Annotated in this window: 14 protein-coding genes; 13 read left to right on the forward strand and 1 reads right to left on the reverse strand. The window is 57.2% G+C overall.

Going from position 1 to position 13,776, the window contains the following annotated elements; translation table 11 throughout:
- The first annotated feature begins 14 nt into the window (after window positions 1-14).
- From A0251_RS03050 to gcvPB, 5 genes are all read left to right on the forward strand, one after another.
- On the forward strand, window positions 15-2,966 hold the full coding sequence (locus A0251_RS03050; protein WP_231866179.1) for an Ig-like domain-containing protein: 2,952 nt from the start codon (window positions 15-17) through the stop codon (window positions 2,964-2,966).
- A gap of 210 nt (window positions 2,967-3,176) precedes the next feature.
- Window positions 3,177-4,256, forward strand: coding sequence for a glycine cleavage system aminomethyltransferase GcvT (gene gcvT, locus A0251_RS03055; RefSeq protein WP_062815339.1), 1,080 nt, complete (start codon window positions 3,177-3,179; stop codon window positions 4,254-4,256).
- Between the two features lie 250 nt (window positions 4,257-4,506).
- Window positions 4,507-4,893, forward strand: coding sequence for a glycine cleavage system protein GcvH (gene gcvH, locus A0251_RS03060; protein ID WP_062815340.1), 387 nt, complete (start codon window positions 4,507-4,509; stop codon window positions 4,891-4,893).
- A gap of 179 nt (window positions 4,894-5,072) precedes the next feature.
- Window positions 5,073-6,431 (forward strand): aminomethyl-transferring glycine dehydrogenase subunit GcvPA, encoded by a 1,359-nt coding sequence (gene gcvPA, locus A0251_RS03065; protein WP_062815341.1) that lies wholly within the window; start codon window positions 5,073-5,075, stop codon window positions 6,429-6,431.
- Window positions 6,428-7,894, forward strand: coding sequence for an aminomethyl-transferring glycine dehydrogenase subunit GcvPB (gene gcvPB / locus A0251_RS03070; RefSeq protein ID WP_062815342.1), 1,467 nt, complete (start codon window positions 6,428-6,430; stop codon window positions 7,892-7,894). Before gcvPA ends, gcvPB begins: the two co-directional genes overlap by 4 nt.
- Window positions 7,895-7,977: 83 nt before the next feature.
- On the opposite strand, the gene A0251_RS03075 is transcribed toward gcvPB, so the two are convergent.
- Window positions 7,978-8,973, reverse strand: a complete 996-nt coding sequence (locus A0251_RS03075) for an integron integrase (protein WP_062815343.1) — start codon at window positions 8,971-8,973, stop codon at window positions 7,978-7,980.
- Between the two features lie 334 nt (window positions 8,974-9,307).
- Between A0251_RS03075 and A0251_RS03080 the strand changes: the two genes are divergently transcribed.
- The 8 genes from A0251_RS03080 (at window position 9,308) to A0251_RS03115 (ending at window position 13,511) form a co-directional block, all read left to right on the forward strand.
- Complete coding sequence (locus tag A0251_RS03080; RefSeq protein WP_062815344.1) at window positions 9,308-9,856, forward strand: hypothetical protein; 549 nt, start codon at window positions 9,308-9,310, stop codon at window positions 9,854-9,856.
- 12 nt (window positions 9,857-9,868) lie between these two features.
- On the forward strand, window positions 9,869-10,234 hold the full coding sequence (locus tag A0251_RS03085) for a hypothetical protein (RefSeq protein WP_062815345.1): 366 nt from the start codon (window positions 9,869-9,871) through the stop codon (window positions 10,232-10,234).
- 13 nt (window positions 10,235-10,247) lie between these two features.
- Entirely contained in the window at window positions 10,248-10,676 is a 429-nt protein-coding gene (locus A0251_RS03090; RefSeq protein ID WP_062815346.1) for a hypothetical protein, read from the forward strand.
- Between the two features lie 74 nt (window positions 10,677-10,750).
- Window positions 10,751-11,089, forward strand: coding sequence for a hypothetical protein (locus tag A0251_RS03095; protein ID WP_156478223.1), 339 nt, complete (start codon window positions 10,751-10,753; stop codon window positions 11,087-11,089).
- A gap of 77 nt (window positions 11,090-11,166) precedes the next feature.
- Window positions 11,167-11,505 carry a hypothetical protein gene (locus tag A0251_RS03100; RefSeq protein WP_062815348.1) on the forward strand — a complete coding sequence of 113 codons (339 nt, stop codon included), beginning with the start codon at window positions 11,167-11,169 and terminating at the stop codon, window positions 11,503-11,505.
- 450 nt (window positions 11,506-11,955) lie between these two features.
- A complete protein-coding gene (locus A0251_RS17345; protein ID WP_156478224.1) occupies window positions 11,956-12,279 on the forward strand; it encodes a hypothetical protein in 324 nt (107 codons plus the stop codon).
- 69 nt (window positions 12,280-12,348) lie between these two features.
- On the forward strand, window positions 12,349-12,978 hold the full coding sequence (locus A0251_RS03110) for a peptidase M15 (RefSeq protein WP_062815350.1): 630 nt from the start codon (window positions 12,349-12,351) through the stop codon (window positions 12,976-12,978).
- Between the two features lie 95 nt (window positions 12,979-13,073).
- Window positions 13,074-13,511: an HIT family protein gene (locus A0251_RS03115; protein WP_062815351.1), complete on the forward strand. Its 438-nt coding sequence runs from the start codon at window positions 13,074-13,076 to the stop codon at window positions 13,509-13,511.
- Window positions 13,512-13,776: the final 265 nt, after the last annotated feature.

The raw sequence follows: 13,776 nt of genomic DNA on the forward strand, positions 1-13,776 counted from the left end.
GTGCGGAGGCAAGCATGATGTTGCGCATATTTTCCCTGATTGCCGCCGCGTCCCTGTTGGCCGCCTGCGGCGGCGGTGGCAGTGAGCAAACGGTGGATTACAGTGCCCGCAAAAAAGGGCAGGTGTACTACAGCTATCCCGCAGACGCACAGACCGGCGTATCGGTCCATGCGCCGGTGGTGGTGCAGTTTTCCGAGCCGCCCGCCCTGGACGATCAGGATGTGAGCCTGATCGGGCCGGACGGTCCGGTGGATGTGGTGCTGTCCCGGGCTGACCAGGAGCGGTCCCTGGTGATTACCCCCCAGGCGCCGTTGGCGTTCAACAGTGACTACCGGCTGGAACTGGCAGGCATGACTCTGGCCGGCTTCAGTGACGGCGAGCTGGCTTTCACCACCGCCAGTGCCGGCAAGGGGCCGGCCAGCGAGCAGCAGCAGGCCCAGGCGTTTACGGTCACGCGGGTTGCGCCATCCGGTGATCAGGCGCAACCGCTGATGGATTTTTCCACCCTGCACCTGCAGTTTAGTCAGCCGCTGGATGCGGCCACCGTGGATTACGGCACCACCGTGAGACTGGAAGCGAGTGGTGGCGCCCTGGTTGAGGCCACGGCCCTGGCCGGCGGTAACCGTCTCAGCGTGGACCCGGCCGCCGACCTGCAACCGGGCCAGCCCTATACACTGGTGCTGGATGCGGCCCTGAGTAGCCGTTTTGGCACTGCCCTGAGCGGCGACACCGAGTTTGCGGTGAACCCGCAGGACTCCGAGCCCCGCGAAACCCTGGCCCTGGAAGCCATGGCGGCCGATCCGGTCAAAGGCTGCAACGAGGATGGTGTGACGCTGTCGCCGCTGTCCGGTGCGCCGATCAACTGTGTCCCGCTGATTGCCCGCCTGCTGGGTAACACCACGGTATCGAAACTGTCCGGTGATGTGTTTGCCGACCTGGCGTTTATCCCCAACTTTCCGGATGCCTCGCCGCTGCGAATTCGCAAGGGATCGCTGCTGTCCGGTGAGCCGCTGGAGGTATTGATCGGCGGCCAGCTGCCCGCCGGGTTTGATTCCGGCGAGGTGACCGTCAGCTTCCTGTCCGATGCCACCGGCTATCTGTTGCCGGCCCCTTACAGCGAACAGCCGGAAGCGCCACGCCGCATCATGCTGACTCTGGACCTGGCTTTTTCCACTGCCGACTCCCGCGCCAATGGCGCCTTTACCCAGAGTCTGGTGCAGGTGGAACTGGTGGGCCGCGCCATCGTGGAAGAAGGGCGCATGATCATCGACGCCCTGGGTGTGGTGGAGCCGGAAGTGCTCGGTATCGAAACCGCCTTTGGCGTGCTCAGCTTTCACATGGAGTCCTACCAGGATCAGGAAAACGCCCCCGAGCCCCCGGTGGATATCACCGGCCCCAGTCTGCAAAGCTGGCAACCCGGTGATTATGCCGACCGTTTCCGTCCCGGCGATCCGATCGTGCTCAACCTGAGCGAGACCCCGGACCAGGACAGCATTGAAGCCGGCGTCAGTGTGATGCTCACCGACCAGGGTGCGCCGGTGCCGTTCCAGTGGGCCCTGGATGGGGCCTCGCTGATTCTCACCCCGGAACAGCCATTGGCATTCGGCACCGAGTATCAGGTCACGCTCACCGACGGCGTGGAAGACCTGTACGGTAACCCGGCCACACCGGAAACCCTGCTGTTCAGCATGCCCGACTACAGCCCGGATGCGCCGCGAACCCCTTATGCCGCCACCGTGTACCCGGGTTTTGCCTGCGCGGTGAACCCGCCGAGCCGGGACCTGGGCAACGGTATCCAGGGTCAGTGCGCCAGCGCTTTCCAGAATCAGGCCGGCGATCTGTTGCCAGTGGTCGAGATGCCCGCCAACCGCCCCATTGAGGTCCAGTTTTCCCAGGATATGGATACCACCAGCATGGTGCTCGGTGAGGCCTGCGGGGAGGGCAGTGTCCGGGTGGAGAAGATTGATGCCGGCGGCAACTGTCTGGAAACGGTGCCGGCCTATCTGTCGCGCAATAGCCGCAGCCTGACGGTGATGCCCGCGCAGCCCTGGGAAGAGGGCGTCTTGTACCAGTACGTCCTCGGCTCCCACGCCAGCACCGGCTGCGGCCAGGGGGTGATCTGCTCATTGGCCGGTATGCCTTTGCAGACCGCCCAGTTGCTGGCCCCGGCCGCCAATGAGGGCGGTCCGGACATGGCCATCGCCTTCACCGGCGCCCCGGCCACGGGCAATGTGTTCCTGCCGCTGCGCAACCTGCCCAAGGCGGATGTGAATGCCAACTTCGAGTTGGACGCGGATGAACAGAAAGCGGTGGAAGACCCGCCGGGCAGCGGCGAGTACCCCACGCCCACCAATGCGGCCTCCCTGTTTGTCACCGACACTGGCGGCCTGGCCACCGGCGCCAACGTGGGCTGCCCACTGAACCAGAGCTGTCCCGAAGAAAAGTTCACCTACCTGAACGGTGGCATCAACGTGGATATCCTCGGCTGGAACGAGGACGAGCAGGCAGTGGAAGTGCTGCTCTACCCGCCGGTGCTGATGACCACCAACAGCAGTGTCTATGCGCAGATTCTCGGCCTGGTGGAGCCGGAAGTGCCCACCGAGCCGCTGGTGATGCGGGCCCGTTATGCGGATGACGGCAATGGTAATCGTACCGAACCGGTGCGCGGCTATATCCGTCACGACGGCAATTCACTGACCTTTGAGACCACCCTGGATCTATTCCTGGATGCCCCGGAAATGGAAGCGCCGCTGGGGCTGCCGCACAACCTGCACAGCCTGGAGCTCAACGATCTGCAGCTGAGAGGTCCGTTGACGTTCCTGCCCGACGGGCGCCTGGTGATTGGCCTGCTCAGCCTCAATGCCCAGAACATTGATGTCAGCATTGGCGGCGGCGCGGCCACCATCGACCTGCAGATTCCTGCTGGCGGTGTCAACCTGACCTACCAGAGCGGGTCCATCAAGTAACCGCCGTCCCCGCAGTCGAATGGCTGCTCCCACATTTCAGCCCGGTGCTGGACTGTGGGAGCGGTCGTCTGCTTGCCCTGCGGGTGCGGCCGCTTTTTCTCTCCGAATCAGATCAGACATCCGGCCAATCCGCCCCTGTCCATGCCGCCAGCCTATGCCCCCCGGCCTCGGGCCGATATAATTGCCCCTCATTTGAATAGTGGTGTTTATATGGGTCATCGCACAGCTCTGTACGACGCGCACCTGGCGGCCGGCGGCAAGATGGTCGACTTTGGCGGCTGGGACATGCCGATCAACTATGGCTCCCAGATCGAGGAGCACCACGCGGTGCGCCAGCACGCCGGCGTATTCGACGTCTCCCATATGACCGTGGTGGATATTGCCGGGGCCGGTGCGCGGGACTTTCTGCGCCACCTGCTGGCCAACGACGTGGACCGCGTCACCCCGGGCCGTGCCCTGTACAGTGCCATGCTCAATGACAGCGGCGGCGTCATCGATGACCTGATCGCCTACAAGCGGGACAATGACTACCGTCTGGTGGTAAATTGCGCCACCCGCGAGACCGACCTGGCGTGGATGGAAAAACACGCGGGCGGATTTGCCGTGGATATCCGCGAGCGGGCCGACCTGGCCATGCTTGCCATCCAGGGCCCCCAGGCCCGCAGCCTGGTGGCCGGTCTGCTCAGCGGTGCCCGTGCCGAGGCCGTGAATACCCTGAAAGTGTTCGGGTTTGCCGAAGACGGCGAGTGGATGATCGCCCGCACCGGCTATACCGGGGAAGACGGCGTGGAAATCATGCTGCCCGGCAATGACGCGGTCACACTGTGGGGGCAGTTGCTGGACGCGGGTGTTGCGCCCATCGGCCTGGGCGCCCGGGATACCCTGCGTCTGGAAGCCGGCATGAACCTGTACGGCAACGACATGGACGAGAGCATCACCCCGTGGGAAGCCAACATGGGGTGGACGCTGGTCCTCAACGACCGGGATTTCGTCGGTCGCCAGCCGCTGCTCAACCAGCAACAAAATGGCCACGGAGAGCTCGTTGGCCTGGTGCTGGAAGGCAAGGGCGTACTGCGTGCCCACCAGCAGGTGTTGTTGCCCAATGGCGAGCAAGGCGAAATTACCAGCGGTACGTTTTCACCCACCCTGGGCAAATCCATCGCCCTGGCCCGGCTGCCCGCTGGCGCCACCGGCAAGGTGGACGTGGAAATCCGCAACAAGCGCCAACCTGCCCAGGTGGTCAAACCGCCTTTCGTGCGCAACGGCCAGGCGGTTTACAAAGCGCTTTAACGTGCACGCTATTCGCTGCCATGCATCACGCGTGCTGCGAAACCGTGTTGCAGCAGCGCGGAAATGCCGAAGGCAACAAGCGGCGGTGCCGCTCAAGATGAAAAGGTGACAAGACAGGCTGTAGGAGCGTCGCTGGCGGTGCGATTCAATGCGTTGACTATCGCGCCGCCAGCGACGCTCCTACGGAACAACTTTCAGCGTGCAGGCGTAAAGCGTGCCGCAAGCAAGCGACTCTCAACAGGAGACAACAATGAGCGAGATTCCAGCCGAGCTGCGTTATGCCGCCAGCCACGAATGGGCCAAGAACGACGACGGCGTGGTCACTGTCGGCATCACCGAGCACGCCCAGGACGCCATGGGCGACCTGGTGTATGTAGAGCTGCCGGAAGTGGGCCAGGTCGTGGCCGCCGGTGACGAAGCCGGTGTGGTGGAGTCCGTGAAGGCCGCCTCCGACATTTACGCGCCCGTGGCCGGTGAGGTCATCGAGATCAACGAGGCACTGGAAGACGAGCCGGAACTGGTCAACAACGCCCCCTATGAAGGTGGCTGGCTGTTCAAGATCCAGATGAGCGAAGAAACCGATCTGGACAACCTGCTCACCGCCGACCAGTACCAGGCGCAGATCGAGAGCGAATAATCGCGTAGCGATTATTCGCAGCGGCAAGCTACAAGCCACAAGCTGCAAGCTGCAAGCTAAACCCCAAAACAGGTTTTCCTTGCAGCTTGAAGCTTGCAGCTTGCAGCTTGTAGCTAGTCTTCACCGCCAGTTAAGCGCTGTGGACTCAAAGCCAACACCCAACCTATCCAGGTACCCCAATGCCGTATATCCCCCATACCCCCGATGACGTGCGCGCCATGCTCGACGCCATCGGCGCCGACAGCATCGAAGACCTGTTCGATGAAATCCCCGCGCACCTGAAAGCCGCCGGCAAGCTCGACGCTCTGCCCGATGGCCTCAGTGAAATGGAAGTGACCCGGCTGATGAACGAGCGCGCGGCCATGGACGCCGGTGCGGTGAGTTTTATCGGTGCCGGTGCCTACCAGCACCACATCCCGGCGGCGGTATGGGAGATTGCTACTCGCGGTGAGTTCTACACCGCCTACACGCCTTACCAGGCGGAAGCGAGCCAGGGCACCCTGCAGGTGATCTATGAATTCCAGACCCTGATGACCCGGCTCACCGCCATGGACGTGAGTAACGCCTCCGTCTACGACGGCGCCTCCGGCCTGGCTGAAGCGGTGCTGATGAGCCTGCGCGCCAACCGCAAGAGCAAGTCCCGCAAGGTGCTGGTGCCGGCGGCCCTGAACCCGCGCTACACCAGCGCCACCAAGGCCATCGTGGAAAACCAGGATGTGGCCCTGGAAACCGTGCCCTTCTGCCAGGAAAAAGGGCAGACCCTGATCGACGCCCTCAAGCCCCACGAAGGCGAAGACTTTGCCGCACTGGTGATCAGTCAGCCCAACTATTTCGGCAGCCTGGAAGAGGTGGATGCACTCACCGACTGGGCCCATGCCAACGGCATGCTGGTGATCGCGGTGGTGAATCCCACTGCCATGGCGTTGATAACTCCGCCCGGCGAATGGGGCGAGCAGGGTGCCGATATCGTGGTTGGCGAAGGCCAGCCCCTGGGCGTGCCGCTGTCCTCCGGTGGTCCCTACTTCGGCTTCATGTGCTGCAAACAGAAGCACGTGCGCCAGATGCCGGGCCGCATCATCGGCCGCACCGTGGACATGGAAGGCAAGCAGGGCTTTACCCTGACCCTGCAGGCCCGCGAACAGCACATCCGCCGTTCCAAGGCCACCAGTAACATCTGTACCAACCAGGGCCTGGCCATGACCGCCGCTACAATCTACACCTCTCTGCTGGGACCGGACGGCCTCACTAACGTGGCCGCCCACTGCCACGCCAATACCCAGGCGCTGGCCGACAAGCTCACCGCCATCGACGGTGTGGAACGCGCCTTTACTGCGCCCACCTTCCACGAAGTGGTGCTCACCCTGCCGAAACCGGCGGACGAAGTGCTGGCGGCCCTGGCCGAGAAGGACGTGCTGGGTGGCGTCAGCCTGGCGAAAGACTATGGCATGAGTAACGCCATCCTGGTGAACGCCACCGAAGTCCATAGTGAAGGCGATCTTGATTTGTTTGCCGTTGCTCTTAAGGAGGTGCTGGCATGAGCGAGACACAACTGATTTTCCAACTGTCTCACCCGGGTCGTAGTGCCACCTCCCAGGCGCCCAAAGCCCTCAGCGACGATAAGCTGTCGGCGATTCCCGCGCACCTGCGTCGCAAGCAGAAGCCGGGCCTGCCGGAAGTGTCGGAAATGCAGGTGGTGCGTCACTACACCAACCTGTCCAGCAAGAACTTCGCCATCGACAAGCAGTTCTATCCGCTGGGCTCCTGCACCATGAAGTACAACCCCCGCGGTGCCAACCGTGCCGCCATGCTGCCGGGCTTCCTCAACCGTCACCCGCTGGCGCCGGAAAGCCACAGCCAGGGTTTCCTCAGCTGCATGTTCGAGCTGCAGAACTTCCTCAAGGAAGTGACCGGCATGAAGGGCGTGTCTCTCGCCCCCATGGCCGGCGCCCAGGGCGAATTCGCCGGCGTGGCCATGATCCGCGCCTACCACGATGCTCGCGGTGATGAAGGCCGTACCGAGATCCTGATCCCGGAAGCCGCCCACGGCACCAACCCGGCCACCGCGGTCATGTGTGGCTACAAGGTGCGCGAAGTGCCCGTCGGCAAAGATGGCGACGTGGACCTGGAAGCGTTGAAAGCCGCCTGCGGTCCGCAGACTGCCGGTCTGATGATGACCAACCCCAGCACCTGCGGCGTATTCGAGCGGCAGATCGAAGCCATCTCCAAAGCCGTCCACGAAGCCGGCGGTCTGCTCTACTACGATGGCGCCAACCTGAACGCCATCCTGGGCAAGGTACGTCCCGGTGACATGGGTTTCGACGTGATCCACATGAACCTGCACAAGACCTTCGCCACTCCCCACGGTGGGGGCGGTCCCGGTGCCGGCCCGGTGGGCGTGTCTGAGCGCCTGCTGCCCTACCTGCCCACCCCCATGGCGGGCCAGCGCGATGACGGCAGCTACCACTGGATCGACACCGATACCCTGGATACCAGCATCGGCCACCTGAGTGCCTTCATGGGCAACGCCGGTGTGCTGCTGCGCGCCTACTTCTACGCCCGCTCCCTGGGTCGCGAAGGCATGATCCGCGTGGGCGAATTCTCCACCCTGGCCGCCAACTACCTGCTCAAGCGACTGGAAGCCGTGGGCTGCACCGCCGCCTACCCGGATCGCCGCGCCAGCCACGAGTTCATTCTCACTTTTGCCAAAGAAGCGAAAGAGCTGGGTGTCACCGCCATGGATATCGCCAAGCGTCTGCTGGACTACAATCAGCACGCGCCGACCACCTACTTCCCGCTGCTGGTGCCGGAGTGCTTCCTGATCGAGCCCACCGAAACCGAAAGCAAGGAAGCCCTGGACGCGTTCGTGGATGCCATGGCCGCCATCCTCGAAGAAGCGCGCACCGAACCGGATAGGGTCAAGGAAGCCCCCTTCACCCAGCCGGTGCGTCGTCTGGATGACGTAAAGGCAGCCAGAGAACTGGACCTGACCTGGACAGACTGATATCGGGTCACAACAACCGTAGGAGCCATGCTCGCATGGCGAACAAGAACCCGGCGAATGCCGGGTTCTTTTTTATTCCCCTCTCACCCCCGATCCAACGGACTGATCACACCCAGCCCACCCCGATTCATCACATGCAGATACCGCTCGGTGGTCGACACATCGCTGTGCCCCAGCAGCTCCTGCACTGTGCAGATGTCATAGCCCTGCTCAAGCATGCGTGTCGCAAAGGAGTGTCGAAACGTATGTGGCCCGGCATGCTTGTGAATCCTGGTCGCCTCCATGGCAGCTCGCACCGCCCGGCGCACGCGATCCGGGTGAATATGGTGACGGCGAATGATGCCGGTCTGCGGATCAATCGCGGGCTTGTCACCAGGAAAGATGAATTGCCACTTTAGGCTGTACCCGGCGTTGGGGAACTTGCGGCCAAGGGCATAGGGCATCCAGACGGGGCCAACACCATTGGCCCGATCCTGATCGTGCAGGCTGGCAGCAAGAGCGATCTGCCGGTTGAGTCTGCCCTCAAGACCACGGGGAAGCACGGTTACCCTGTCGCGCTTGCCTTTCCCTTCCCGAACAATCAGCTGTTGCATGGAAAAATCCAGGTCTTTGACTCTGAGCCGTAATACCTCGCTGATCCGCAAGCCGCTGCCATACATCAGTTGGCTAATCAGCCTGACCGGGTCATCAAGCTGCTCAATGATGGCTAACGCTTCATCGTGAGAGAAAACAGCAGGCGGCCGCTTAAAGCGTCTGCCGAAGCGCAGATTGAGCGTGCCTAGCTCCCGTTTGCGGAACTTGTTGTAGAAGCAGGCGAGGCTGTTCAGAGCTACCCGTTGAGTGCTGTCTGTGCAGCTGCGTGTCACGGACAGGTGATTAAGAAAGGCTTCCACTTCGGCAGGACCCATTTCATCAGGGTGTCGTTTGCCATGAAAACGGATGTATTGAACCACCCAATGCATATAGGTCTTCTCTGTAGCATAGCGGTAGTTGTTTTGCCGGAGATAAAACCGGAACTGATCAAGCAACCGGACTGGCTTCCCTGGCAGTGGCCTGGGGATATCAGGAGGTGCGTCCATGCTTTCTCCATTGCTGTCTTTTTGAACAGTATTTTATATGGGCTCCCGTTTTTCAACAGCACGCAAGTTGAATATGTAGGATATGGCTTACAGATTTTTGTAAGTTGCTGAGATAAAGTGAATTTTAAGATTTGTCGATGCAAGAAAAGTCCGAATAAAATTTCCCGTTCAACACGCAAGTGCAAGAAAAGGCTGCTGAGAATGATTCCTGGCTTGCGGCTAAAACATTGGCTGCCTTGGTTTTTCGAGTAGATTCAGGGAAGAATGGACCCGGGGATATATTGCAAAGTGATATATCGCATCTGCAATTGAATACGCTGTTAGAGTTGTAAATATGAGTGCTGAAGAAATACTTTGGGGTGTGATTGCGGGTGCTTATGTGGCTCTTTTTTATTATCGACGCCATGAAGAGAGAGATTCAGAGGGCAATTTTTTTGCTTTCTTTCGAGGCCCCCGCTGGCTTTCTCCTACCCTTCTTTCCCTGTTTGTCTATTCGATGTATAGCGCGCTTTTTACATATTCGCATGTTGATGCATTAAGTAAAGCCGCAATGCTGGGGGTAGGTGCTGTTCTTGCTTTGGTTCCTGCTATCTATTTTTGGTTTAGGCGCGTGACGTTGAAAGGTGATGTGATTGAGGCAGTTGGCCCATTCAATGGAATAAAACGAATATATTTAGATGATGTGGTAGGAGTAAGGTCTGATTTGGAAACGAGGGGTAGCCGTTGGACTCCTGGAAGCGGTACTGAGGTATATAGTGCTGAAAGAAAGATTCAGATTGAGGGTTTTCTGTCAGGTTACAAACCTCTGGCGCAGGAGATAGTGGATGCATTCAATGCTAAAAACTCTAACAAGAAGATGCACGGCGACAAGCGCGTGATCTAGGCGTTATATGCCATGAAGACAAAACTGATTTTCATAGTATTGTTGGGACTGCTTTCTTCGTCGGCGATTTCTTCAGGCGCCTGGGGCCCGGACCTTATTGAGTTCGACCTTGAAGGCGGTACGAAGAAAGAAGCGATGTTGTGGGTATCAGGATTTTCCTATAGCACCACCGAAATACTGCGAGGCGCGGGCTGCCTTAAAGGGCAACTCTATGTGAAGAGCAAGGAGCTTATTGGGGCCTTAAACAGAGCCTTCTCAGGGCAGAAAGTTACATCAGAGGCTGCTGCAGCCGAACTGGGCAGCTATATCCGGTCCCAGTACGCCTGCGCAGCATATAACAAGAAACTGCAGCCGACCGCTGACGCGCCGGCTGAGTAAAGCGTTAAGTGATATGAAAATCATCCAGGTAGTGGTGTTAATAGCAATCTGCGGTGCCGTGAATGCCGGGGGCTCCCATCAGCCAATTAAAATCCTTCAATTTTCCACCTATGAAGATGGCCGCTACTTGCTCGTGGTTAAGCCTCAGTTCCGAGCGGACTCTGACTATCAAGACCCTTATATGAATGGATGCCCAGTATTTAGCATTATTGGAGAGTATGAGGGTAAGGGGATGTTTGAGTCTGGCTATATTCCGGCCAAGAAAAAGCATTATGAAGCGCTTGAGTATTTGAGGTCTCAGGTTTTCATGCTGCTGGGCTGGATGGGACAGGGTTTCAGAGTCCTGAATCCCGATGACCCGTGTTTGGTAAGTAGCAGGGCACTGGAACTGGTGGAAATAGAGGGCGATAAGGCCGTTTTGTCTTGGTATGTGGGCACTTAACAAGAAACTGCAGCGGATCAAATTTCGCTGCACTCAATTAGTCCGCTGAGTTTGGCGTTATGTTTGGAGGGAGTTTGAAAGTAACTGATATTGCTGTTTCTGCGGTCGTGGCTCTAATTCTAGCTTTCCCGTCAGCTATTCTGTTTAGCTTCGCTCCGGTTTATTCTGATACCGTGCTAGTTCCGAATATGCCTCTGGAGCAATATCGCTCGCTTAGCGAGGATGAAGCTATGGAATTTAATTCGGCTCCTGGCGGCTTGCGTGAAATCGGTGGTATCGAGAAGGTTGTGTATATGCTGAGAGCTCAGCCACTTTTGTATGTAAAGAAGTCGGCAGCAATGTTCGTGGCCTTTTTTTTAAGTGCAATCGTGAGTTTGTTTCTATTAAACAAGCTAAAAAAACATAACAAGTAGCGGCAGTTCGCCCCTTCGGGGCCGGACGCTCGTCCCTTGCGCCGCTGCGCAAGACGCTATGAGCTTATGGGGTGGGGATGGAGCAGGTTGAAATTTATCTTGTCTACGCTGGCCAGGCAGCCATCGTTGCGAGCACGGTTTGGTTGATAGCTACCGGGAGAGTTGCTGTGGGTACGCTTCTCTTGGTTGGTTTCGTTTTAATGGGGCAGTATGGATACGTGGCACCAAATATGCCGAGCGATTTAGGTGCTTGTTGGGCGACAGGAAAGTCTCATTACGAGTGTTTGCCGTTTTGGTTTAAGTTCTCTGCGCATCTTTCGAAGCTAGGTATGTTCGTCACTGCAATTGGTGTTTTCATGATCAGCAAGTCGGGTGCTAATAATAAGAAGATGCACGGCGACAAGCGCGTGATCTAAGCGTTATGTGTATTGCCATGAATAAACCGGCTCTACGAATACTTGGGACATTAGTAGCTCTTTTTCTAATGGTAATGGCGGTCTCATATTTGAAGCTGGGCACGCCTTGGGGGGTTGTGTTGGTTTTCCTTGGTGCCACGATTGGGCCATACATGGGTGTGCTTTATCCATTCCCTGTGGTCTTGAAGGCTGTCTATATTTTGGGGCTTGCCTCATGCTTGGCAGGCTTCCTGCTGGGGGTCAAGTTCCGAAGTAATCTATTAGGCCAGGCTGCAGCCGTTTGCAGCATTGTGGGTTGGGTTGTGCTGGGTATTGTGGGTTTAGGTACTGGCACATGAGTCAAACACATAACAAGAAAGAGAACTACGCGCCTAACTCCGGACTGCTTGCACTACGCTTCGCTGCGTTCCAGCATCGGGTTACTTGGGCGTTATGTAGATGGTGATAGCCATGAATCGTTATTGCTTTATCTTGCTCATGGTTGCTAGCCCTCTCATACATTCAGAGAGCAAACCAGTCGCAATCATTGAAGTAACTCCATGGGCTTATGTCTTAAACGGGAACCGTAGTGAGTATCTGCCAGGTTTAACTCAAGAAGCGCAGTCTTTGCCTGTAGGTAAGTGGGTGGTTTATACCGCTCCTTGTATTGATAAGAAAAGAACTAAATGGGCAGAGAATATGGCGGCAAAGCACTCACGAATGGATTATGAAGTTATTGAGCGAGATAGAGATTTTTGTGAAAGCTATAATTCACATAACAAGTTGCGCCAGTAAAGCCCCTTCGGGGCCGGACGCTCGTTCCTCGCGCCGCTGCGCTAGACGTTATGTTTCAGGGAGCGAAGTTTGCGATCACCTCAATCCGTTAAGGCGCTTGAAGATCTGGGTCGAGTGCGTTTGTCTGATTCATTTTTCATGAGGGATTTCTTGTACTCGGAAATATCCCAAATCGAATGCATTCCAAACGTTCCAGAATATCCTGAAATAGCAATTGAGGCGGGGCGTGGCCTGTGCCTAAACGTTCTCGAGCCCATTCAGGATGCTTTGGGGCGCATTTCAATCAGGTCTGGATATCGCTCTCCAGCTGTCAATGCAAAAGGTGCAGAGAACAAAAATCAATACAATTGCTCAAGCAATGAATCGAATTATGCTCACCATATTTGGGATTATAAGGATAAGAATGGGGAGATTGGCGCGACGGCTTGTATCGTGGTGAATTCGTTTGTTGACTACTACGAGAAAACAGGTGATTGGCAGGCACTTGCGTGGTGGATTCATGACAATGTTCCTGCATACTCATCAATGTATTTCTTCCCCAAGCTTGCCGCAGTCAATATTCGCTGGAGTCAAACGCCTGAGAAGTGCATCAAAAGCCACATCCCTCCGAAAGGTATTCTTACAAAGCCCGGGAAGGAAAATCACAATGGAAAGCATGAGTCGTTCTATTTGGATTTCCTGCGTAGCGTCAGAACATAACCCGTGCAGGCACAGCGAAGCCCATTACATTGTGCCTTCGGCTCCATTCCGTGGGCGCGCTTGCTGCAAGCGTTATATTTCTCTGAGGTGGTCAAATGAGCCACTGCCCATTTTGCCAAATAATCGAAGGTAATCTTGAGGCCAGCGTTATCTACGAAGATGATGTCTGTTTAGCGATAGTGCCTTTGCATGCACCCTATCCCGAATCGGCGGTAGTGTTCCCAAAGGAGCACATTGACCACTTCACCGACTTACCCAAAGATCTTGCAAATCATGTTATGGGTGTTGGCTTTGAGATCGGTAAAAAGATAATGAGTATGTACAGTCCTGGTCGTGTTGGCATGGGGGTTCACGGCTATGGGGTTGCGCACGCCCATTTCAATGTTTTCCCGCAAAACCACCCTTACGATGTCGTATTCAGAAAAATGGCCTATGTCAAAGAAGGCGAAGTAAGGTTTGGTTTCAAGAATCTGCCCGTTCCATCAAGAGAAAAAATGGACGAAATTGCGGCCACACTCAAGATCGAAAAATAACGGTTTTTTGGGGCCCGTTACTGCCTGGGTGTCCACCTTTTTCCTCTGCCTTGGCCCTGATAAACAACAGCCTCGATGCTACTGAAAAACTCACTCCATACCGCGGTCATTTCCTGCGCTCACCTTTCCGGATCAGACTTCGTCTGTCCTGCGCTTCGCTTTTGACGCGGAAGTTTCTGTCTGGATGCCGCATGGCTTCGCCGGTGAAGATGCCGGATTGAGCTCGACTTGCTGTTGTCCTCCCTGCCTTTTCTGGTACGTTGTT

The sequence above is a fragment of the Alcanivorax sp. NBRC 102024 genome, from assembly GCF_001602235.1.
Classification (GTDB): domain Bacteria; phylum Pseudomonadota; class Gammaproteobacteria; order Pseudomonadales; family Alcanivoracaceae; genus Alcanivorax.

What these genes read in the sequence shown, in the direction of transcription:
- A0251_RS17345 (WP_156478224.1), top strand. Translation starts at nt 11,956, where the DNA reads ATGAATCGTTATTGCTTTATCTTGCTCATGGTTGCTAGCCCTCTCATA.
- A0251_RS03115 (WP_062815351.1), top strand. Translation starts at nt 13,074, where the DNA reads ATGAGCCACTGCCCATTTTGCCAAATAATCGAAGGTAATCTTGAGGCC.
- gcvPB (WP_062815342.1), top strand. Translation starts at nt 6,428, where the DNA reads ATGAGCGAGACACAACTGATTTTCCAACTGTCTCACCCGGGTCGTAGT.
- gcvPA (WP_062815341.1), top strand. Translation starts at nt 5,073, where the DNA reads ATGCCGTATATCCCCCATACCCCCGATGACGTGCGCGCCATGCTCGAC.
- A0251_RS03090 (WP_062815346.1), top strand. Translation starts at nt 10,248, where the DNA reads ATGAAAATCATCCAGGTAGTGGTGTTAATAGCAATCTGCGGTGCCGTG.
- A0251_RS03085 (WP_062815345.1), top strand. Translation starts at nt 9,869, where the DNA reads ATGAAGACAAAACTGATTTTCATAGTATTGTTGGGACTGCTTTCTTCG.
- gcvT (WP_062815339.1), top strand. Translation starts at nt 3,177, where the DNA reads ATGGGTCATCGCACAGCTCTGTACGACGCGCACCTGGCGGCCGGCGGC.
- A0251_RS03075 (WP_062815343.1), bottom strand. Translation starts at nt 8,973, where the DNA reads ATGGACGCACCTCCTGATATCCCCAGGCCACTGCCAGGGAAGCCAGTC.
- A0251_RS03050 (WP_231866179.1), top strand. Translation starts at nt 15, where the DNA reads ATGATGTTGCGCATATTTTCCCTGATTGCCGCCGCGTCCCTGTTGGCC.
- gcvH (WP_062815340.1), top strand. Translation starts at nt 4,507, where the DNA reads ATGAGCGAGATTCCAGCCGAGCTGCGTTATGCCGCCAGCCACGAATGG.
- A0251_RS03080 (WP_062815344.1), top strand. Translation starts at nt 9,308, where the DNA reads ATGAGTGCTGAAGAAATACTTTGGGGTGTGATTGCGGGTGCTTATGTG.
- A0251_RS03100 (WP_062815348.1), top strand. Translation starts at nt 11,167, where the DNA reads ATGGAGCAGGTTGAAATTTATCTTGTCTACGCTGGCCAGGCAGCCATC.